This is a genomic window from Pseudonocardia oceanicola (assembly GCF_047200735.1).
Lineage (GTDB): Bacteria > Actinomycetota > Actinomycetes > Mycobacteriales > Pseudonocardiaceae > Pseudonocardia.
In genome coordinates this window covers 25,710-46,143 of record NZ_JBJZON010000040.1, presented here as the reverse complement: position 1 = coordinate 46,143, position 20,434 = coordinate 25,710, and the positions used below count along the sequence as shown (strand labels likewise).

Below are 20,434 nucleotides of genomic sequence, written 5' to 3'. Positions count from 1 at the left end.
AGTGACGAAGGCCCGGCTCCGGAGGACGCGTCCGAGCCGTCGAGTTTTGGCCTGACCTTTATATCATCAGCCCGACCATCCGGGAACGGCCGCGGGGCGGGACCCAGGTCGCACGACCCCGGCGAGCGGGAACGACGAACGACTCGGCGCTCCGGGCCCGACCGCCGCCGCGTCGCCACCACTGCGGTGATCCACAAACCTGCCAGATCCATGGCGTCACCGGACCGAGGCTGCCGGCGAGGATGGTGGCGGCGTCCGCGTCGTCGACGTCGACGGAGGTCGCGATCGCGGCGAGCAGCGTCGCCTTCTGGTCGGCGGTGAGCTCCGACCCGACGAGGCCCTCGGAGGTGGTCGGGAAGGCCCAGTCCTTGCCCGGGCCGAGCAGGATGTCGTTGGAGGAGCCGGAGAGGGTCGCGGCGGTGGTCTGGGTCGCGTCGAGCGAGGCCGAGGTGGTCGTGCTGCCCGGGCTCTCCGAGCTCGAACACCCGGCCAGTGTGAGGGCGAGCGCGACCGCGGCCGCGGGCACGACGATCAGGGTCTGGGTGAGAAGCGAGCCATGGGCGGAAGCTAGGGGCGCAGGGCTCTATGAGGGCTGTGTCCGCCCTGTGCGATCCCTGTGACCACGCGACCGTGCGGTGGTCGTGGTGGCCCGCCGTCCCCGGAACGGCCCCTGACCCCGCAGTGACTACCGTCGAAGGGTCTGACCAAATAGGGTCGTCCCGCGCGGATTCCTGGACGAAGGGGTGAGAAGTGCGAGCAGCGGTACTCGAGGGATTCGGCGACGCCTCGCGGCTCGTGTACGGCGACTTCCCGGACCCCGAACCCGAACCGGGATTCACGGTCGTACGGCTGGCCGCAGCCGCCTTGAACTGGCACGACGTGCTCGTCCGGCAGGGCAGGTACGGCTCGCCCCTGCCGCACGTGCCCGGCGCGGACGGAGCGGGCAGGCGGGTGGACGACGGGAGCGAGGTCCTCGTGCTCCCGTCGTTGTGGTGGGGCTCCGACCAGCGGGCCCCGGGCCCGCGATGGGAGATCCTCGGCGATCACCGGCCGGGGACCTACGCCGAGTACGTACGCGTGCCGGACGACTGTGTCGTGCCCAAACCCGCGGGCCTGAGCTGGGCCCAGGCGGCGGCGCTGCCGCTCGTCGGGCTGACGACCTACCGCGCCCTCGTCACCCGGGCACGGCTGGAGCGGGGCCAGTCGTTGCTGGTCCTCGGCGCGGGCGGCGGCGTCGCGACCATGGCCGTGATCCTCGCGTCCGCGATCGGAGCCACGGTCCACGTGACCTCCTCCAGCACGGCGAAGATCGACGCCGCGGTCGCCCTCGGCGCCGTGGGCGGAGTGAGCTACCGGGACCCCGACTGGCCGGCCGCGGCCCGCGCGCTCTCCCCGGAGAAGGCCGGCTTCGACGTCGTCCTCGATCCTGTCGGCACCTGGGCCCCAGCACTCGAGGCGGTGCGTCCCGGCGGACGGGTCGTCGTCCTCGGCTCGGTCTCCGCCGAACGAGCGGACCTGGACGTGCGACGGTTCTACTTCGGCCAGTACGACCTGCTCGGCACCACGATGGGCAGCCCCGCCGACTTCGCGGGCCTGGTCGACCTCGTCGAGGAGCAGGGGATCGTGCCGCCGCCGATCGCACGCGTCTTCCCCCTGTCCGAGACGGCCGCGGCGCACCGTTACCTGGAGTCCGGCGCGGGGTTCGGGAAGGTCGTGCTCGACATCGGGTCGTGAGGTCGGCGGTGGGTCGAGGCGAGTGCCGTGAAGCGGCCTGATACGCGTTGCCGGAGTCAGTCGACATGCTCCTTCAACAGGTCGCCGATGCACGAGTCGAGTTGCTCCCGGTCGCGGTCGGCGACGCAGAACATCGCGAAGTGTGCCCACAGCGAATCCACCACTCGGAACTCGCTGTTCGGGATCAGCCGCTGCTCGGCCTCGCAGTCCTCCGGTGGGAAGAACATGTCCCGGGAGAACGGCACGACGTAGGTCTTCGCCGTGATCCGCCCGAGGGCGGCGGCCAGGTCCCCGCCGGTGTGCAGGCTGACGTCGCCGTGGCGCCACTTCCAGCCCATCCAGATGAGGTTGTTGGGGTCCATGGGCGCGAAGTAGTTCTCCCAGAACCGGTGCAGGAAGTCCTCGAGCGAGGTGAAGCCGTAGGCCCGGTAGGCCTCGGAGTTGTAGAACTCCGGGCACAGTCCCATCACCGACCAGACCTGCGCGTGCCGGCGCAGACCCACGTGGACGTCGCTCTGGTCCTTGTAGAAGCCGCCGTTCCAGGCGGGGTCGGACTTCAGCGCGTCCTCGTGCGAGCGCACGAACAGGTAGTCGTGGGCGGTGGTCCTGGCCGTGCCGGCGATCGGGAGCGCCCGCTTGACCATGTCGGGGTACCGGACGGCCCACTCGTAGGTCTGCTCGGCGCCCATAGACCAGCCCAGCACGAGTTCGAGGCGCTCGATCCCGAGGACGTCGGTGACGAGCCGGTGCTGCGCCCGCACGTCGTCGCCGATCGTGACGTTCGGGAAGGCGCCCCCGTTGAACGGAGGCGGTGTGTTGCTCGGTGAGGACGAGAACCCGTTCGCGAACTGGCCCGGGAAGATGATGAAGTACTTCGACGGGTCGAGCGGACGGCCCTCCCCGACGAAGATCTCCATCGACGCCGACGTTCCGGACCACATGTGCGGGAACAGGACGGCGTTGTCCTTCGCCGCGTTCAGCGTGCCTCGCGTCTTGTAGGCGAGCCTCGCGTTCGGCAGCGTGATCCCGTTGGCCAGCTCGAAGTCGCCGAGGTCGAGGTACTCGTGCGGACCGTGGATCTCCTCGGAGTAGTAGTTCCCCATCGTTCCGACACTCCCTTCGTACGTTCACGGCGGTGACGCACGTCACAGACTCCCGCTGTCGACGGTCCGCGGCGACCGCCATCCATCGCAATGCGTCCGCCGGGTCCTCCGCGTTCGGACCGGAGCCCCGGACATCACGAGCCCGGACACCGTTAGCGTGGCGGGGTGCGGAGCTGGAGCATCGACGCGTATCTCGCCCTCCTGGCGGCCCGGCACCCGACCCCCGCCGGCTCTGCCGTCGCCGCGCTCAACCTGGCTCAGGCCGCGGCACTGCTGACCATGGTGGCCCGGTTCCGCGTCGACCGGGACCCCCCGGTGCGGGCCGTCGCGCAGAGCGTGCTCGGGCGGGCCGAGGAGCTGCAGGAGACGGCGCTGCGCCTCGCCGAGGCCGACACCGACGCCGTCGGGCAGGTCGCCGCGGCCTACGCGCTCCCCCGAACCACCGAGGCGGAGCGGGCGCGACGCGCCGCGGCGGTCGCCGAGGCCCTCCTCGCCGCCGCGGGTCCACCGGCCGAGCTCGTCCGGGTCGGTGCGGAGCTCGTCGAGCTGTGCGAGCGGATGGCCGAGGTCGGCAGCGGTGCCCTCCTCGCGGACGTGGCCGCGGCCGCCGACGCCACGGCCGCGGCGCTGAGCATCAGCCGGACGAACGTCGAGGCCGACGTCGCGCCGCGCCACGGCACCACGGAGGCCGAGGCCCTCGCCGCCGCCCTCGGTCCCGTCGACGACCTCCTCGACCGGGCCGCGCGACTGCGCGGCGAGGTCCGCCGCGCGCTCGGGTGACGATCAGGAGAGGTTGACGATGTTGCCCTCGCGGTCGATGTCCACCAGATGGGCGGCCGGAGTGGCGCCGAGGCCGGGCATGGTGCGCATGTCGCCGCAGATCGGGTAGATGAACCCGGCCCCGACCGACGCCCGTACCTCGCGGACGGGCAGCCGCCAGCCCGTGGGCGCCCCCCTCAGCGACGGGTCGGACGACAGCGACAGGTGGGTCTTGGCGACGCAGACGGGCAGGTGGCCGTAGCCGTTCGCCTCGTACGTGTCGAGCTGGCGGGACGCGGTGCGGTCGTAGTCCACCCCCTCGGCGCCGTAGACCCTCGTCGCGATCGTCTCGATCTTCTCCCGCAGGTCGGCCGAGTCGGGGTAGAGGAAGCGGAACCCGCCGTCGGCCCCCGCCGGCTCGTCGGCGGCGTCGGCGACCGCCTCGGCCAGCTCGCCGGCCCCGCGCCCGCCGTCGGTGAAGTGCGTGCAGACGGCGACGCGCGCGCCCATCTCCCGCGCGATCTCGGCGATCGCCGCGTGCTCGGAGGGGTGGTCGCCGGGGAAGGCGTTGATCGCCACCACCGGGGACACCCCGTGCAGCCGGATGTTCTCGATCTGCTTGCGCAGGTTGGCGCCGCCGATGTGGACCTCGTCGGGGTTCTCGGCGAGCAGCGCCGCCGGCAGCGGCCGGCCGGCGGCGATCCGGTGCCGGCCCGAGTGCGCCTTGAGTGCCCGCACGGTCGCCACGACCACCGCGGCGTCGGGGACGAGGCCCGAGGCCCGGCACTTGATGTTGAAGAACCGCTCCGCGCCCATGTCGGCCCCGAACCCGGCCTCGGTGACGAGGAAGTCGCCGCCGTGGATGCCGATGAGGTCGGCCACCACCGACGAGTTCCCGTGGGCGATGTTGCCGAACGGGCCGGCGTGCACGAGGACCGGCGTGTTCTCCAGTGTCTGCATCAGGTTGGGCTTCAACGCGTCCCGCATGATGACGGTCATGGCGCCGGCGCCGCCGATGTCCTCCGCGGTCACCGGCGTGCCCTGGGGGGTGTAGCCGACGACGATGCGGCCGAACCGCTCGCGCATCTCCTGCAGCGACCGGGCGAGTGCGAAGATCGCCATGACCTCGCTGGCCGCGGTGATGTCGAACCCGGTCTGGCGCGGGATCCCGTCCGTCCCGCTGCCGAGGCCGACGATCACGTTGCGCAGCGCGCGGTCGTTGACGTCGAGCACCCGGCGCCAGGTGATGGCGTGCGGGTCGAGGCCGGAGGCGTTGCCCTGGAAGAGGTGGTTGTCCAGGACGGCCGAGAGCAGGTTGTGCGCCGCGGTGACGGCATGGAAGTCGCCGGTCAGGTGGAGGTTGAGCACGTCCATCGGGACCACCTGGCTGTAGCCGCCGCCGGCCGCGCCACCTTTGATCCCGAACGTCGGGCCCATGGACGGCTGCCGGATCGCCACGGTGGCCTGCCGCCCGATCCGGCACAGCGCCTGCCCGAGCCCGACGGTGGTGGTGGTCTTGCCCTCGCCCAACGGGGTCGGCGTCACGGCGGACACCACCACGTACTTCGCGCGGGGCCGCCCCGCGAGCTCCTCGATCGCGGCCAGCTTGATCTTGGCGACGTGCTCGCCGTACGCCTCGAGCAGGTGCGACCCGATCCCCATGGCGGCGGCCACGTCGTCGAGCGGCTTCAGTGACGCGGCCTGCGCGATGTGCAGGTCTCTCGGGATCATCGGCGGTCTCCTCGGTCGTGGCAGGGGGTCAGGCGGTCACCCGCAGCGAGTCGCGGTCGTCCACCTCGAACCGGCCGTCGCGGATGTCCGCGGCCCAGGCGGCGGTGGGAACGAGCGCGCCGAACGGGAAGAAGTGCACCGCCCGCAGCAGGTTGCGGGGGTCGGCGGCCACCGCGGCCGCCAGGCCGAGGAGGGTCGCGTCGGGGTGGTGGACCGGCGAGGTCGCCAGCTTGAGCACGCTCCCGGCCTGCTGCCGGAGCACCTTGAGCGAGGGGCCCACCCCACAGCGCAGCCCGTACCGGAGCAGGCGCGCGGGGGAGGTGAGGCCGGGCAGCCCGACGTGGACGGGCACGTCGAGGTCCGCGGCCCGGACTCGCCGCTCCCAGGCGACGATCGGCCCGGGATCGAAGCAGAACTGGGTGACGAGGTGCAGGTCGAAGCCGCGGGCCCGGGCGATGCCGCACTTCGCGACGAGGGCCCGGAACAGCTCGTCGTCGTCGACGTCGGGATGTCCCTCCGGGTGGCCCACGATGCCGACACGGCGGATGCCGGTCTCCTCCAGGAGGCCCGCGTCGAGGACCTGCGCCGACTCGGAGAACTCCCCGACGGGGGTGGTCAGGGACCCGGCGAGGAGCAGGACGTCCTCGACCCCGGCTGCGGTGAGGTCGGCCAGCATGCGCCGCAGCGTGGGGCGGTCGGACACGGCCCGGGCCGCCAGGTGGGGCACCGGCCGCAGGCCCGCCTCCCGGACGGCGCGGGCGACCGCCACCGTGTCGGCCCACGGCTGGTCCGGCAGGAACGTCAGGTAGACGGCCGTCCCGGCCGCCAGGTGGTCGTGCAGCGGCGGGAGTGTCGCCGCCTCGCGGGGGGTGATCTCCACGCTGAACGGGGACATCAACCTGCGCACGGCGTCGCTGAGCTCGGGGTACGTGGGTGTCGTCATCGCTGGTCCCCTCAGCCCCGGCGGCGCCGGATCTCGGCGTTGAGCGCGGGCACGACCTCGTGCATGTCCCCGATCACCGCGTAGGTCGCCCTGGTGACCATCGGCGCGTTCTCGTCCGTGTTGATCGCCAGGATCGTCTTGGAGCTCGCGCAGCCGGCCCAGTGCTGGATCGCCCCGCTGATGCCGCAGGCGATGTAGAGGTCGGGGGAGATCCGGCTGCCGGTCTGGCCGATCTGCTCGTGGTGCGGGCGCCAGCCCATGCTCGTCACGACGCGCGAGACGCCGAGCGCCCCGTCGAGCAACTCCGCCAGCTCGGCGACACCCGCGAAGCCGTCCGCGCCGCCGGCCCCGCGCCCGGCGCCCACCACGACGCGGGCCGAGGTGAGCGCGCCCGACAGGTCGGCCTCGGCGGGCTCGGTCGAGACGACCCGCGTCACCAGGTCCGCCTCCGCGACCTCCGGGGAGAACTCGCGCAGTGTCACGGGCACGGGTGGGACCTGCTCGGCCTGGACGGCGTGGCCCGCGACGGTGAGGACCGCGGGGCGCCGGGGCAGGAGCATCTCCTCGAGGGCCGCGCCGCCCATCACCTGACGGACGACCCGCAGCGCCCCCCCGTCGTCCCCCCCGTCGTCCCCGTCGTCGTCCCTGCCCAGCCCGACGACGTTGGCGGCCATCGGCACGTCGAGCCGTGCGGCCAGGTGGGCCATGACCTCGAGGCCGCGCGGACTCCCCGGGGCGACGACGGCATCGGCGTCGGCGGCCGCCACCGCAGCCTGCACCGCGGCCGCCCAGGCGGCTCCGCCGTAGGCCGAGAAGGCGTCGCCGGTGGCGTGGTGCACCTCGCCGACGCCGTGGTCGGCGAGGTGGTCGACCAGCCCGTCCGGGCGCGGGCCGACCACCACGGCATGCAGCGCGCCGCCGACGCGCTTGGCGAGGGCGCGCGCGAACGTGACGGTCTCCAGCGACACCTCGGTCGCCCCGGCCGCATCGGTCTCGACGAGCACGAGGATCATCGGCTCACCCCCAGGCGCTGCAACAGGTCGACCACGGCCGGGGCGGCGTCGGGGCCGGCGCCGAGCACCTCGACGGTGCTCGGCTGGGCGGGCGGCAGGGTGAGCCGGACGCGACCGGGGCCGCGCGGCTCGAACCGCGGTGCCACCGTCTCGATCGGGATCTTCTTCGCCTTCATCCGCCCCACGACGGACGGGTAGCGCGGCTCGACGCCGCCCTCGAGCACGGTGACGACCGCGGGCAGCGGCACCGCGAAGGTCTCGACGCCGTCCGGCCCGGCACCCCGCGCCGTCGCCACCCCGCCGTCGACCTCGACCGTCCGCACACCGGTGACGACCGGCCGGCCCAGCGCGTGGGCGAGCCGGACACCGACCTGGAAGTCGCCGGTGTCGGCGGCGTCGTTGCCGAGCAGGATCACATCGTGGGTGCGGCCCTCCGCGGCATGGGCGGCCACGACGGCGGCGATCTCCCGCACGACGTCCACCGGCCCGTACCCGACCGGGTCGGCGTCGATGTGTACGGCGGCGGCGCAGCCGACGGCCAGGGCGGCGCGGAGCTGCTCGACCGCCGCCTCGGGCCCCAGGGTGAGCACGGTCGCGGTGCCGCCGGTGGCGGTGGCGACGCGCACGGCCAGCTCGACGGCGCAGTTCTCGTGCGCGCTCACGGTGAACCCGACGAAGCGCGCGTCGATCGCCTGTGCGTCCGGGGTCAGCAGCACCTCGCCCCCGACGTCGGGCACCCGCTTGACGCAGACCAGCACGTTCGCCATGGCTCAGGCCCTGATCCGCTCGTTGGCCGGGTCGAACAGCGGCGTGGCGTCGGTCGAGCCGACGGTCACCGGGTACAGCTCCTCCATGTAGGACACCGCGAGTCGGTTCCCGACCGTGGCCTGGTCCGGCGGCAGATACGCCATCAGGAGGTGCGCGCCCAGCGACGGCGCCGACCCCGCCGAGGTGACGTAGGGGTGGTGACCGTGCCCGTCCGTCAGCACGCCACCGTCGCGGGTGAGGATCGGCTCGCCACCGAGCATGTAGCGGTTGCGGCCGGTGGCCGACCGGTGGTCGTCGACGGTGAGCGTGCACAGCACCGCGCCGGGTTCGGTGGCCCGTTGGGCGAGGTAGGCCTCGCGGCCGACGAAGTCGGCGTCCTTCACCTTCGGCCGGGCCATCCCCGCCTCGACGATCGTGCGCTCGCCGTCGAGCTCGAACCCGAACGCCCGGTAGCCCTTCTCCAGCCGGCCGGTGGTGCCGTAGACGCCGATCCCGACCGGGACGGCGCCGTCCGGCCGCCCGGCCTCGTGCAGCAGCTCCCACACCCGGGCGCCCTGCTCCATCGGGACGTAGAGCTCCCAACCGAGTTCGCCGACGTAGGAGATCCGGGACGCGAGCACGGCCACGCTGCCGACGGCGATGTCGCGGCAGGTGAGGAACGGGAAACCGGTGTGGGAGACGTCGTCGTCGGTGAGGCGGCCGAGGATGTCGCGGGCCCGCGGCCCCCACAGCCCGATGGTGGTGAACGCCGAGGTCCGGTCCACGACCGCGGCGCCGTCGGGCAGGTGGTCGGCGAACCACTTCAGGTCGGCCATGCCGTGCAGGCCGCCGGTGACCACCCGGTAGCGGTCGTGGGCCAGCCGCATCACGGTGAGGTCGGACCGGAAGCCGCCCCGGGCGTCGAGCACCGGTGTATAGATCACCCGGCCCTCGGCCACCGCGGCCTGGGCCACGACGATGCCCTGGATCGCCTGCTCCGCCGCCGGCCCGACGACGTCGAAGATCGCGAAGGCGGACAGGTCGACGATGCCGGCGCGGTCCCGCATGGCGAGGTGCTCGGCGTTGATGATCGGCGACCACCAGCGGGAGTCCCACTCGTGTTCGCGCGGCAGCACCTTGTCGCCGTACTCGCCGAGCAGGGCCTCGTTCGACGCGTACCACATCGGCCGTTCCCAGCCGACGGTCTCGAAGAAGACCGCGCCCGCCGCCCGCTCGGCCGCGTGCATGGGCGCGAGCCGCTTGCCGCGCTCACCCTCCCACTGCTCGCCGGGGTGCACGATGCCGTAGGTCTTGTTGAACGCCTCCGAGGTGCGCGAGCGCACGTGGGCACGGGTGCGCTGGTGCGGGTGGAACCGCGCGATGTCGGAGTGGTGCAGGTCGATCTCGGAGTAGCCGTGCGTCATCCACTCCGCGACCGCCCGGCCGACGCCGGGGCCCTCCTTGATCCACACCGCGGCGGCCGACCAGAGGCCCTCCACCTCGGGCGTCTCCCCGAGGATCGGGGCGCCGTCGGGAGTGAGCGAGAGCAGGCCGTTGATGGCGTAGCGGATCTCGGCGCCCTCGGCGCCGAGCGCGTCCGGCATGAGCTCGAGCGCCTGCTCGAGCTGCGGGTCGAAGTCGTCGGCCGTGAACGGCGCCTCGGTGGGGGAGAGCCGGGCCTGGTCGATCGACGGGATCTCCTCCGGGTCCCAGAGGATGGGACGGTGGGCGTAGGAGCCCACCTCCATGTCGGCGCCGTGCTGACGCTCGTAGCAGAACGTGTCCATGTCACGGATGATCGGGAAGGAGATCTCGCCGGGGCGCTCGGCGAGCTGTGGGATCGGCCCCACCGAGATCATCTGGTGGACGGCGGGGGTGAGCGGGATCGTCGCGCCCGCCATCCGGGCGAGCTTCGGGCTCCACACCCCACAGGCGATCACGACGGTGTCGGCCTCGATGTCCCCGCCGCTGGTGCGCACGCGCCGGATTCGCCCCCGCTCGACGTCCATCCCGAGCACCTCGACGGTCGGCACCACGGTGAGCGCGCCGAGGGCCAACGCCGACTCCCGCATCAGCGTGCCCGCGCGGAGCGAGTCGACCACGCCCACGGACGGCGTCCAGAACGCCCCGAGGATCTGGTCCTTGTCCAGGTAGGGCACGCGCTCGACGACGTGGTCCGGGGTCACCAGCTCCGCCGGGACACCCCAGGCCCGCGCCGACGACATCCGCCTGCGCAGCTCCTCCATCCGTTCCTCGGTGCGGGCGATCTCGTACCCGCCGGACTCGGTGAAGACACCCAGTTCCGTGTACTGGCGCACGGAGTCGAGCGTGAGGTCGGCGATCTCGCGCGAATGGTCGACCGGGAAGATGAAGTTCGAGGCGTGCCCGGTGGAGCCGCCCGGGTTGGGCAGCGGGCCCTTGTCGATCTGCACGATGTCCCGCCAGCCCAGGCGGGAGAGGTGGTGCACGAGGCAGTTGCCCACGATGCCGGCGCCGATCACGACGACGCGGGCGGTGGCGGGGAGATTCGGCATCGGGTGGTCCTCCTAGTCGCCCAGCTCGCGGCGGCGCCGGGTCACGTACTCCGTCAGCTCCTCGCGGACCGCGTCGTCCAGCGGCGGAGGCTCGTACTCGTCGAGCCGCCTCCGCGCGACCTCGCGGGCGCGGGCGGCGGCGTCCTTGGCGCCGTTGCGCATCCACCGCTCGTAGTTCTCCGAACTGGTGACGAACGGGCGGTAGAAGCAGGTGCGGAACCGTTCCATGGTGTGGGCGGCACCGAGGAAGTGACCGCCGTGGCGGACCTCGTCGTGCGCGTCGAAGGCGAGCGACGCCTCGTCGATCTCCAGCGGCCGGAACTCGTGCTGCAGCATCTCCAGCAGCTGCACGTCGAGCACGAACTTCTCGTAGCTCGCGACGAGCCCGCCCTCCAGCCAGCCGGCGGTGTGCATCACCCAGTTGATGCCCGCGAGGAACGTCGGGAGCATGGTCATCAGCGACTCGTAGCCGGCCTGGGCGTCCGCGGTCTGGCTCGAGGTCAGACCGCCCCCGGACCGCACCGGGAGCCCGAACCGGCGGGCGATCTGCCCCGTGCAGAGCAGCCCGACCGCCGACTCCGGCGTGCCGAAGCAGGGGGAGCCGGACTGCATGTCGATGTTGGACAGGAACGATCCGAAGATCACCGGACAGCCCGGCCGGACGAGCTGGGACAGCGCGATGCCGGTGAGGGCCTCGGCGATCTGCTGGGTCAACGCCGCCGGGATCGAGACCGGTGACATCGCGCCCATCAGCAGGAACGGGGTGATCACCACGGCCTGGTTGGCCTCGCTGTAGGCGAGCTGCGCCTCGAGCATGCGCTCGTCCCAGCGCAGCGGCGAGTTGCAGTTGATCAACGAGATCGTGGCCGGGGTGGCCTCGATCGCGGCCCGGCCGCCGAAGAGGATCTCGGTCATGGCGATCGTGTCGGCGGCGTTGACCCCGGACACCACATTGCCCATGTAGATCTTGTCGGTGAGCGTCTGCAGGGCGTAGGTCATGTCCAGGTGTCGCGAGTCCAGCGGTGCGTCCTCCGGCTCGCATACCACCCCGCCCGCCGAGTCGAGGGCGGCGAAGCCCTGGGCGAGGCGGGCGAAGTTGCGGAAGTCGTCCATCGTCGCGTCCCGGCGGATGTCGCCCTCGCGGACGAACGGCGGGCCGTAGACGGCGCCGAACGCCATCGCGTCGTCGCCGATGTGCACCGTGTTCGCCGGGTTGCGGGCCTGCACGTCGAACGACCGCGGCGCCTTGGCGACCTGCTCGAGCACGAAGTCGGGATCGAACCGGACGACCCCCTCGTCGGAGGAGCCCTCGACCTTCTGGCCGGCCTGGCGGAACAGCTCCAGCGCCCGGGACGAACCGAACTCCACACCGATCTCCGACACCAGCCGGCGCCAGCCCGTGTCGAGGGTGTCCAGGGCGTCCTCGGAGAGGATCTCGTAGCGGGGCATGCCGTTGCGGAACATGTGCTTCTCCGCTCTTGACGGGCTGAGAGACGGGCGTCACAGTAGCCGCCATCCTCAGAACTCGGGTTCCATAATGTGAAACTTTGGACGGCAGCCATGGTGGCGCAGTCGGGAAGTCAGGCGGTCGAGCGCGCGAGCGCCCTGCTCGGCGTCATCGTCGAGTCCGGTGCGCCGCGCACCTTCAGCTCGCTGGTCGACGAGCTCGGCCTGGCGAAGTCCACCACCTCCCGGCTCCTGCAGGCCCTGGAGCGCAGCCGGCTGGTGCACCGTGACCGGGCCGGGGCGTTCCGCCCGGGCGCGTTGTTCTCGCTGCACGCGGCCCGGCCCAGCGCGCTGCACGACCTGGCCGAGCTCGCCCGTCCCACGATGGAGCACGTGTCCGCGCTCTCCCGGGAGACGGTGAACCTCGCCATGGCACGCGGCGGCCAGCTCGTCGAGATCGACCAGGTGGACAGTCGCTACCTGGTCGGGGCCACGAACTGGGTCGGGGTCGACGTGCCCGCGCACTGCACGGCGCTGGGCAAGGTGCTCTACGCCTACGGTGCGCTCCCGCTGCCGTCCGGCCGGCTGGAGCGCCGCACCGCGCACTCACCGGTCGACCGCGCCCAGTTCGAGCACGGCCTCGTCGAGGTCCGCCGGCGCGGCTGGGCGGCCTCGCTGGACGAGCTGGAGCTCGGGCTCACCGCCGTCGGCGCTCCGGTGTGGGCCGTCGACGGCACCGTCGTCGCCGCCATCTCGGTCTCCGGTCCGACGAGCCGCATCAACGACTTCGGCATCACCAGACTCGGGGACCTGCTCGTCGCCGAGCTGCGCGGGCTGTCCGCGCTGCTGGGACACCAACCCGGACGGAAGACAAGCCCGATGAAGGAGGGCACGGCCTGATGGAGCACGACACGATCCTCCGCGGGCTCTACGACGAGACGCTGGTCGGCAACAGGCCACGCGTGCTCGAGCTGACGCGCGAGGGGCTCGACGCGGACCTCACCCCGGAGACGATGCTGTTCGACGCGCTCATTCCCGCGCTGGAGGAGGTCGGTGCCCGGTTCGAGCGCGGGGACTTCTTCGTGCCCGAGATGCTGGTCGCGGGGAAGGCGATGAGCGGCGCGCTGGACATCCTTCGCCCGCTGCTCGCCGAGACCGGGGCACGGACCGTCGGCACCTTCCTGATGAGCACGGTCAAGGGCGACGTCCACGACATCGGGAAGAACCTCGTGAACATCATGCTGGAGGGCGCGGGCTTCCACGTGATCGACCTGGGTGTGCAGGTGTCGCCGGAGAAGGTGATCGCCGGGATCCACGAGCACAGCCCCGACATCGTCGGCTTCTCCGCGTTCCTCACCACGACGATGCCGATGTTCAAGGCCAACATCAACGCCTTGCAGAAGGCCGGGCTGCGCGACCGGGTGATCGTGATGGTCGGGGGCGCGCCCGTCACCCAGGAGTACGCCGACGCCGTCGGTGCCGACGGGTACGCCGCCGACGCCGCCACCGCCGTCCGCACGGCCAAGGAACTGCTCGCCGCCCGTCGCGCCGCCGTGGGGGTCTGATGCACACCGTGCTCCGCTCGGCGACCCGCGAGGTCGTCATCGGTCCGGACCGACCGTTCTGCCTGATCGGTGAGCGGATCAACCCGACCGGTCGGAAGATCTTCGCCGAGCAGTTGCGTCGCGGCGACCTCTCGCGCATCCGCGTCGACGTCGAGCAGCAGGTCGCCGGCGGGGCGACGATGCTCGACGTCAACATGGGCGTCCCGCTCGCCGACGAGGCCGAGCTGCTCGCCGAGGCCGTCACGACGGTGCAGGAGCTCACCGACCTGCCGCTGGTCATCGACTCGTCGGTGGTCGAGGCGCTGGAGGCCGGGCTCGCGGCGTACGAGGGCAAGGCACTGGTGAACTCGGTGACCGGCGAGCGGGAACGGCTGGATGCGGTCCTGCCGATCGTGGCCCGGTACGGGGCGGCGGTGATCGCGCTGCCCAACGAGGAGGACGAGATCCCGGACGAGCCGGAGCGCCGGCTGGAGATCACCCGCAAGATCCTCGACGTCGCCGTCGGCGAGTACGGCATCCCCGTCGAGGACGTCGTCGTGGACCCGCTGGCCATGCCGGTGGGAGCGGACACGACGCTCGTCCGCACGACGCTGCGGACGATCGAGCTGATCTCCGACGAGCTCGGCCTGAACATGACGCTCGGCGCCTCCAACGTCTCCTTCGGCATGCCCGGCCGCCCGGTACTGGGGGCGACGTTCCTGCCGATGGCGATGTCCTGCGGACTGACCAGCGCGATCATGGACGTGCGGTCGCCGCAGATCGTCGAGGCGGTCAAGGCCGCGGACCTGCTGCTGGGCAACGACGAGTGGGGCGCGGCCTGGATCGCGCGGGCCCGGGCGGCGGCCGCGGGGAAGACGGCCTGACGGTGACCGCGCTGCCGGAGCCGCCCCCACCGGACCGGGTCCGTATCCGGTTCGACCCCGACGGGGCCCGGCCGCGCGAGGTGCGGGTCCCCGCCGGGGCGACGCTGTTCGACGCCGCGAGCTGGAACGGCATCGCCGTCGACTCCACCTGCGGGGGCCACGGCACCTGCCGCAAGTGCCGGATGCGCGTCGTCGAGGGCGACGTGCCGGTGTCCCGGCTGGACCCACGCGCGTTCGGCCCGGAGGAGCTGCGGGCGGGATGGCGCCTGGCGTGCCGTGCCCGGGCCGAGCAGGACCTCCGGGTGGAGGTGCCGCCGCTGGTCACCCGGCCGAAGGCGGCCACGGTCGGCGTCGGACGCCAGGTGATCCTGCGCCCCGCCCTGCAGAAGCGCTGTGTGACGCTGTCCGAGCCGACCCTCGCCGACCAGCGCACCGACGTCGAGCGGCTGCGTGACGCGCTGCCCGACCTCGAGCTCCGGGTGGACCTGCCGGCGGTCCGCAGCCTGGCCCGGGCGATGCGTTGCGTGGACCACACGGCGAACCACACGGCGGACCACACGGTCACCGCCGTCGTCGTGGACGACGTGCTCGTCGACGTCGAGCCGGGGGACACGAGCGGGCGGCTCTTCGGCATCGCCTTCGACCTCGGCACGACGACCGTCGTCGCGACGCTGCTCGACCTCGCCACCGGCACCCCGGTCGCCGTCGCGTCGCGGCTCAACCCCCAGCAGTCGCACGGCGCCGACGTGATCACCCGGATCAGCGCGACGATGACCGACCCGACGGCGCTGGACCGGCTCACCGCACTCGCCCACCAGGGCCTCGACCAGCTCGCGGGCGAGGTCTGCGCCGACGGTGAGGTCGACCGTGGCGAGGTCTACGAGATCGCGGTGGCGGGCAACGCCACGATGACCCACCTGGCGTTGGGGCTGGACCCCGAGCCGCTGGGCGTCGCGCCGTTCGTCATGGCCTCCCGGTCGTTCGACGGCCTCACGGCCGCCGACCTCGGCGTACGGGTGCACCCGCGGGCGCGGGCGTACGTGTTCCCGGCGCTCGGCGCGTACGTCGGCGGCGACATCGTCGCGGGGGCACTCGCCTCCGGGATGGACCGGGACCGGCGCGTCCGGCTCTTCGTCGACATCGGCACGAACTGCGAGATCCTCCTCGCGGCCGGCGACCGGCTGCTGGCGACGGCGGCGCCCGCCGGCCCGGCGTTCGAGGGTGCGGCCATCCGCTGCGGGATGCGGGCCGCGCCCGGCGCGGTCGAGGGCGTGAAGATCAGTGACGACGACGTCGTGCTGCAGGTCATCGGCGACGTCGAGCCCGTCGGGCTGGCGGGGTCCGGCCTGGTCGACGCCGTGGCGGCGATGGTGGCGGCCGGCCTCGTCGACGGCTCGGGGCGCCTGGTCACGGCGGACGCACCGGGTGTGCCGCCGGGGTTGGCCGCCCGGTTGCGGCAGGTCGGCCAGGAGCGGGTCTTCGTCCTGCACTTCCCCGGGGACGACAAGGCCGGTGATCCCGCCAGGGCGCTGTACCTGTCCCAGCGCGACGTCCGCGAGCTGCAGTTCGCCAAGGCGGCGATCTCCACGGGCTGGCAGCTGCTGTTGGAGGAACAGGGGTTGACCAGCGCCGACATCGCCCAGGTGCTGCTGGCCGGGTCCTTCGGCAGCTACCTCGCCCCGGCCGCCGCGGTGCGGATCGGGCTGGTGCCCGAGGTCGCGCCGGTGCGCGTCGTGAGCGCGGGCAACGTGGCGGGGGAGGGGGCCAAGATGGCGTTGCTGTCGGTGCGCGAGCGGGCGGCGGCCCGGGCGCTGCTGGAGGAGGTGCACTACGTCGAGCTCTCCGACCGCGCCGATTTCAACGACCGCTTCGTCGAACGCCTCGCCTTCCCGCTCTGACCGTCCCGTGTGCGAGGACCGGGTGGCGGTGGTCGCGTGCGGGGCGATCGCGCGCCACGTCGCGGACGTCGCCGCCCGCCGCGGCTGGCCGGTCGACGTCGTCCCGCTTCCTCCGCTGCTGCACAACCGGCCCGAGCGGATCGCCGCCGCCGTCGAGCGCGAGGTGTCGCGCCTGCGGCCGCGGTACGCGCGGGTCGCCGTCGGCTACGCCGACTGCGGCACCTACGGCGCGCTCGACGACGTCTGCGCCCGGTGGGGGCTGCGCCGGTTGTCCGGAAGCGACTGCTACACGGTCTTCGCCGGCGCGGCGCGGATGCGGGCGGTGCTCGAGGCGGAACCCGGCACCTACGTGCTGACCGACTACCTGGTGGCGTCCTTCACCCGCTCGGTCGTCGTCGAGCTCGGTCTGGACCGGTACCCGGAGCTGCGCGACGACTACTTCGGCCACTACCGGCGGGTCGTCTGGCTCGCCCAGCACCCGACCGCCCGCCTTCGCGCGGCGGCGGAGCAGGCGGCCGGCGTCCTCGGTCTGCCGATGGAGGAGGTCCTCGTCGGCGACGTCCTCCTCGAGCGGGCGGTCGAGGACCTGGTGTCGCACATCGCGGACGGCCGGGCCGGCCGCCCTGGCCGACCCCACGCCAGGGAGGGGACGGACCGGCCACCAGACCCTCCACTGTGAACTGCACCCGTGCCTGCCTCCACAGGAAGGCGTGGCCGTCCCGACGTCGACCGCGCCGGGGGCGAGGGCGGCGGCCCCGCCGCGTCGACCGACTGTCCCCCTAAGTGCACTGGGTCACAGTGATCGTTGCTCCCTACGGTTCCACCAGCGCGAATGCGCCCGAGTCACGATCGCGCCCCAGCGTCGGGGCGGGGACGGAGCAGGTATGAGCGGGGAGCTCACCGACGTCGGGACCGGCGTCACCCTCTTCACGGCCGGCGAGGTGCGCGGCACGGCCCGGTGGTTCCACGACACGTCGGACGTCCTGTCCATCGACGACGACGATCTCGAGGAGACGATCGCCTTCGTCAACAAGGGCGGCATGACCTTCCTGTCGCCGATCCTGCCGGACCTGAAGGCCATCGTGTGCACCGCGGGCAGCCGCGAGTCGCACCTGGCGATCCTGTCCCGCGAGTCCGACGTGCCGTGCGTGCTGGCGGCGCAGCTGAGCGGTGAGGTCGCGGACGGCGACACCGTCGTCCTCGACCTGGCCGACGCCGAGACGGCGCGTATCGGCGTCGCCGCGGCGGTGACGGCGTGACGGCGCAGCTCACCACCCCGGAGAACGTCAAGGCGCTCTACACCGACGCCTCCTACGAGCCCACCCTCGAGGAGTGGAACTGGCTCGTCCACGAGGGCGGCGCGGCCTACAAGAGCGAGCTGGCCGCCCGGACCGTGTTCGAGTCCGAGCTGTTCGGGATGAACACCTACATCCTGATGTCGATGATGGAGGACTACCTCCGCGTCCCCGAGCGGCTGCGCGCCATCCGCCGACACGCCACCCCGGCGGAGCTGGCCCGGCAGGCGCTGCCCATCGGCAACAAGCGCAGCTTCATCAACCTCGCGGCGATGCCGCTGCACTACCTGACCGGTCGCGAGCTGTTCGTCGACCTCGGTGAGAACTCACTGGCCGACGGTCTGGAGGACCAGCTCGAGGTCCTGCGGTTCTGGCGCGAGGCCACCATCGCGATGCGCACCGACGGCGTGCTCTACAACATGCACGCCGACCCGGCGAACTCCAGCCATGTGGTCGGCGACCGGCTCCTGGCCGAGATCCGGAGCCACCTCGTCCCCGCCGACGACCAGGTGAAAACGGTGATCCGCAAGTTCGGCGCCCGGCTCACCGCCTACGCGTTCCTGGAGAACTGCGACGCCCGGACCGCGGTCTGCGACACCGGCCCCTACCAGCTGGAGGACGGCAGCTTCCTCGCGCTGCGCGAGACCTGCGCCGACGGGTCCGGGGACTTCCCGTGGGTCGACGGCATCCGCGAGACGTTGCCCTACCACCACTTCGTCATCGCCTACCGGTTGCCGAACACGGTCCGGATGGACAACAACGTCTGGGGCACGGCCTGGTTCACGCCGGGCGACTACCAGGCCGAGATCCTCGAGACCCGGGTCTTCTGCACGGACGGCGACGTGTTGCGCCCTCTCGACATCGCGGAGATCGACGAGGCCACGAAGGCGATCCGTAAGGCGCACCGGGCTCTCTACCAGCGGCTCGCGGAAACCGACCCGGAGGAGCGCAACCTCTACGCGACCCAGATGTACGCGTGGAAGACCAAGCCGTGGGCGCGGCTCGCCGGTTGCTACGACGAGATCGACTGGACGGTCACGCCGCGGATCGCCGAGTCCTACGAGAGGTTCTCCGACCCCGACCTCGCACTGCAGCTGATCGGCGGGATCTTCGTCCCGCAGGACCGGGACAGCTGCTTCCGATCCCTGGGAGGGTGACGATGACCGTCATCGGCAAGGGCACACCGTCCTACACCTTCACCCGCACCACCGGCCGCGTCCGGAACTTCCGGTCGCCGCAGGACGTCATCGAGTCCCTCGACAGCGACCTCGAGTCGACGATCGCGCTGGTCGCCTCCGGTGGCACCACATTCCTGTCGCCGATCCTCGGTCGGCTGGGCGGGATCGTGTGCCTCGACGGGACGCTGCGCTCCCACCTCGCGATCGTCTCCCGCGAGTTCGAGGTGCCGTGCCTCGTCGGCACCGACCTGACCGACGAGCTGGCCGACGGCACCGAGATCGTCCTCGACATCGACGACGGGGCGGGCGTGGTCCGCACCGGCGCCGAGCCGGAGGTCGCCACGCCGGACGGGGACGTCAGCGCCGCATGGTGGTCGTACGTCCGCCGGGTCGGCGACGAGATCGCCGTCAAGGACTTCGACGTGGCGGTGTCGCAGGAGGCCCTCGACGCGCTGATCGCCGAGGAGCTGACCGACGACCGGCTCGACGACCTGGTCCAGCACATGGGCCGGGCGTTCAAGCCCGAGATGACCCGGCGCTCGGGCTTCACCTCGGAGCTGTTCCCGATGCTGCCGTACATGTCGCTGTCGGTGATCGAGGACTTCCACAGCTACGCCGAGCGCGTCGCGGTGATCGACGCCGCGATGCCGGCGGAGGAGCTGGGGCGCCGGCTGCGGGAGGGCCCGAACCGGGTGAGCCCGCTGTGGATCTGGATGATCGGCTACCACTACCTGTGCGGCCGCGAGTGCCTGATCCAGATGGGCAAGCTGGGTCGGGACGAGCGGCGGGAGGAGATCCGCACCGTCGTGGACTTCTGGCGCCGGCTGGCGTTGGCCCACCGGGGCGACGGCACCCTCGACTACAAGGACGCCGGCTTCACCAACCGCTACCTGCCCCAGCCCGTGGTCGACGAGCTCACCGACGCGGGGACCGTGCTCGACCCGGCGGCGTCCAAGGCCCTCAAGCGGCTCAACGCCACCGTCTCCGGCTACTCGTTCCTGTACTTCTGCGACTCCCGGGTGGGCATCTGCGACTCCGGCCCGTACCCCCGGCGCGGGGCGGCGGCCCGGCGGACGATCGTGCGGGACTACCTCTCGCTCGGACCGAGCGCCTGGGCCTACCCGTGGGCAGAGGACCTCGCGCCCCCGTACGCGGGCCTGACCATGGCGCTGACCTTCGACCCCGCGTCCTTCAGCGAGTTCGAGATCAACGACTGGGGCACCACGTTCACGGAGCCGGATCAGCTGCTCGCGTCGGTGACCGAGGCGGCGGTGTTCGGGTACCGGGCCGACGGTTCCCGCGGGCTACTGCCGCCGGAGGAGTGGCCGGAGGTCGCGGCGGCGATCAGCAGGCAGCACATGACGCTCTACCAGCGCTTCGCCGCGATGGACCGGCGGGAGCGGATCTTCGCCGCGACGCGGATGTACACGTCGGGCCTGCGCCCGTTCGCGGCCCTGGCCGGGGTGACCGACTCGATCGACTGGTCGTTCTCGGACGACACGCTGGCCCTGCACCCGGACCCGTTCGACGACGACGACCAGGCCGCCGCGATCTTCGGCACGGCGCTGGTGGCCAACGACATGCCGGGCTCGTTCTCGCCCGTGCGTGGTCGGGACAGCTAGGAG

18 protein-coding genes are annotated in these 20,434 nt (G+C 72.3%); 10 read left to right on the top strand and 8 right to left on the bottom strand.

The window, feature by feature from the left end:
* Nucleotides 1-58 precede the first annotated feature (58 nt).
* Nucleotides 59-526, bottom strand: coding sequence for a hypothetical protein (locus ACL02T_RS32850; RefSeq protein WP_412834712.1), 468 nt, complete (start codon nt 524-526; stop codon nt 59-61).
* 224 nt (nt 527-750) lie between these two features.
* On the opposite strand from ACL02T_RS32850, the gene ACL02T_RS32845 reads away from it, so the two are divergent.
* Complete coding sequence (locus tag ACL02T_RS32845) at nt 751-1,734, top strand: zinc-binding dehydrogenase (RefSeq protein ID WP_412834711.1); 984 nt, start codon at nt 751-753, stop codon at nt 1,732-1,734.
* 56 nt (nt 1,735-1,790) lie between these two features.
* On the opposite strand, the gene ACL02T_RS32840 is transcribed toward ACL02T_RS32845, so the two are convergent.
* Nucleotides 1,791-2,837, bottom strand: a complete 1,047-nt coding sequence (locus tag ACL02T_RS32840) for an alpha/beta fold hydrolase (RefSeq protein ID WP_412834710.1) — start codon at nt 2,835-2,837, stop codon at nt 1,791-1,793.
* A 165-nt stretch (nt 2,838-3,002) separates the two neighbouring features.
* Here ACL02T_RS32840 and ACL02T_RS32835 point away from each other — a divergent pair, with 165 nt between their 5' ends.
* Nucleotides 3,003-3,617, top strand: coding sequence for a cyclodeaminase/cyclohydrolase family protein (locus tag ACL02T_RS32835; protein ID WP_412834709.1), 615 nt, complete (start codon nt 3,003-3,005; stop codon nt 3,615-3,617).
* 3 nt (nt 3,618-3,620) lie between these two features.
* On the opposite strand, the gene ACL02T_RS32830 is transcribed toward ACL02T_RS32835, so the two are convergent.
* From ACL02T_RS32830 to ACL02T_RS32805, 6 genes are read right to left on the bottom strand one after another with little or no spacing between them, the layout of a single operon-like run.
* Nucleotides 3,621-5,327 (bottom strand): formate--tetrahydrofolate ligase, encoded by a 1,707-nt coding sequence (locus ACL02T_RS32830; protein WP_412834708.1) that lies wholly within the window; start codon nt 5,325-5,327, stop codon nt 3,621-3,623.
* Between the two features lie 28 nt (nt 5,328-5,355).
* Nucleotides 5,356-6,270 (bottom strand): methylenetetrahydrofolate reductase, encoded by a 915-nt coding sequence (locus ACL02T_RS32825; RefSeq protein ID WP_412834707.1) that lies wholly within the window; start codon nt 6,268-6,270, stop codon nt 5,356-5,358.
* Nucleotides 6,271-6,281: 11 nt separating this feature from the next.
* Nucleotides 6,282-7,283, bottom strand: a complete 1,002-nt coding sequence (locus tag ACL02T_RS32820; RefSeq protein ID WP_412834706.1) for an electron transfer flavoprotein subunit alpha/FixB family protein — start codon at nt 7,281-7,283, stop codon at nt 6,282-6,284.
* Nucleotides 7,280-8,050 carry an electron transfer flavoprotein subunit beta/FixA family protein gene (locus ACL02T_RS32815; protein ID WP_412834705.1) on the bottom strand — a complete coding sequence of 257 codons (771 nt, stop codon included), beginning with the start codon at nt 8,048-8,050 and terminating at the stop codon, nt 7,280-7,282. The genes ACL02T_RS32820 and ACL02T_RS32815 overlap by 4 nt, the downstream gene beginning before the upstream one ends.
* 3 nt (nt 8,051-8,053) lie before the next feature.
* Nucleotides 8,054-10,564, bottom strand: a complete 2,511-nt coding sequence (locus tag ACL02T_RS32810; protein WP_412834704.1) for a GcvT family protein — start codon at nt 10,562-10,564, stop codon at nt 8,054-8,056.
* 12 nt (nt 10,565-10,576) lie between these two features.
* Nucleotides 10,577-12,028, bottom strand: a complete 1,452-nt coding sequence (locus tag ACL02T_RS32805; protein WP_412834703.1) for a trimethylamine methyltransferase family protein — start codon at nt 12,026-12,028, stop codon at nt 10,577-10,579.
* A gap of 96 nt (nt 12,029-12,124) precedes the next feature.
* Here ACL02T_RS32805 and ACL02T_RS32800 point away from each other — a divergent pair, with 96 nt between their 5' ends.
* From ACL02T_RS32800 to ACL02T_RS32765, 8 genes are all read left to right on the top strand, one after another.
* Nucleotides 12,125-12,910, top strand: coding sequence for an IclR family transcriptional regulator (locus ACL02T_RS32800; RefSeq protein WP_412834702.1), 786 nt, complete (start codon nt 12,125-12,127; stop codon nt 12,908-12,910).
* Entirely contained in the window at nt 12,910-13,575 is a 666-nt protein-coding gene (locus tag ACL02T_RS32795) for a cobalamin B12-binding domain-containing protein (RefSeq protein WP_412834701.1), read from the top strand. Before ACL02T_RS32800 ends, ACL02T_RS32795 begins: the two co-directional genes overlap by 1 nt.
* Nucleotides 13,575-14,438 carry a dihydropteroate synthase gene (locus ACL02T_RS32790; protein ID WP_412834700.1) on the top strand — a complete coding sequence of 288 codons (864 nt, stop codon included), beginning with the start codon at nt 13,575-13,577 and terminating at the stop codon, nt 14,436-14,438. Before ACL02T_RS32795 ends, ACL02T_RS32790 begins: the two co-directional genes overlap by 1 nt.
* A 2-nt stretch (nt 14,439-14,440) precedes the next feature.
* A complete protein-coding gene (locus tag ACL02T_RS32785; protein ID WP_412834699.1) occupies nt 14,441-16,336 on the top strand; it encodes an ASKHA domain-containing protein in 1,896 nt (631 codons plus the stop codon).
* Between the two features lie 22 nt (nt 16,337-16,358).
* Entirely contained in the window at nt 16,359-17,015 is a 657-nt protein-coding gene (locus tag ACL02T_RS32780) for a DUF1638 domain-containing protein (protein ID WP_412834698.1), read from the top strand.
* A gap of 205 nt (nt 17,016-17,220) precedes the next feature.
* Entirely contained in the window at nt 17,221-17,595 is a 375-nt protein-coding gene (locus tag ACL02T_RS32775) for a PEP-utilizing enzyme (protein WP_412834697.1), read from the top strand.
* Nucleotides 17,592-18,788 carry a hypothetical protein gene (locus tag ACL02T_RS32770; protein WP_412834696.1) on the top strand — a complete coding sequence of 399 codons (1,197 nt, stop codon included), beginning with the start codon at nt 17,592-17,594 and terminating at the stop codon, nt 18,786-18,788. Before ACL02T_RS32775 ends, ACL02T_RS32770 begins: the two co-directional genes overlap by 4 nt.
* A gap of 2 nt (nt 18,789-18,790) precedes the next feature.
* A complete protein-coding gene (locus ACL02T_RS32765; RefSeq protein WP_412834695.1) occupies nt 18,791-20,431 on the top strand; it encodes a PEP-utilizing enzyme in 1,641 nt (546 codons plus the stop codon).
* The last annotated feature ends 3 nt before the right edge of the window (nt 20,432-20,434 follow it).

What these genes read in the sequence shown, in the direction of transcription:
- ACL02T_RS32765 (WP_412834695.1), top strand. Translation starts at nt 18,791, where the DNA reads ATGACCGTCATCGGCAAGGGCACACCGTCCTACACCTTCACCCGCACC.
- ACL02T_RS32830 (WP_412834708.1), bottom strand. Translation starts at nt 5,327, where the DNA reads ATGATCCCGAGAGACCTGCACATCGCGCAGGCCGCGTCACTGAAGCCG.
- ACL02T_RS32840 (WP_412834710.1), bottom strand. Translation starts at nt 2,837, where the DNA reads ATGGGGAACTACTACTCCGAGGAGATCCACGGTCCGCACGAGTACCTC.
- ACL02T_RS32805 (WP_412834703.1), bottom strand. Translation starts at nt 12,028, where the DNA reads ATGTTCCGCAACGGCATGCCCCGCTACGAGATCCTCTCCGAGGACGCC.
- ACL02T_RS32810 (WP_412834704.1), bottom strand. Translation starts at nt 10,564, where the DNA reads ATGCCGAATCTCCCCGCCACCGCCCGCGTCGTCGTGATCGGCGCCGGC.
- ACL02T_RS32795 (WP_412834701.1), top strand. Translation starts at nt 12,910, where the DNA reads ATGGAGCACGACACGATCCTCCGCGGGCTCTACGACGAGACGCTGGTC.
- ACL02T_RS32815 (WP_412834705.1), bottom strand. Translation starts at nt 8,050, where the DNA reads ATGGCGAACGTGCTGGTCTGCGTCAAGCGGGTGCCCGACGTCGGGGGC.
- ACL02T_RS32790 (WP_412834700.1), top strand. Translation starts at nt 13,575, where the DNA reads ATGCACACCGTGCTCCGCTCGGCGACCCGCGAGGTCGTCATCGGTCCG.
- ACL02T_RS32775 (WP_412834697.1), top strand. Translation starts at nt 17,221, where the DNA reads ATGAGCGGGGAGCTCACCGACGTCGGGACCGGCGTCACCCTCTTCACG.
- ACL02T_RS32800 (WP_412834702.1), top strand. Translation starts at nt 12,125, where the DNA reads ATGGTGGCGCAGTCGGGAAGTCAGGCGGTCGAGCGCGCGAGCGCCCTG.
- ACL02T_RS32820 (WP_412834706.1), bottom strand. Translation starts at nt 7,283, where the DNA reads ATGATCCTCGTGCTCGTCGAGACCGATGCGGCCGGGGCGACCGAGGTG.
- ACL02T_RS32825 (WP_412834707.1), bottom strand. Translation starts at nt 6,270, where the DNA reads ATGACGACACCCACGTACCCCGAGCTCAGCGACGCCGTGCGCAGGTTG.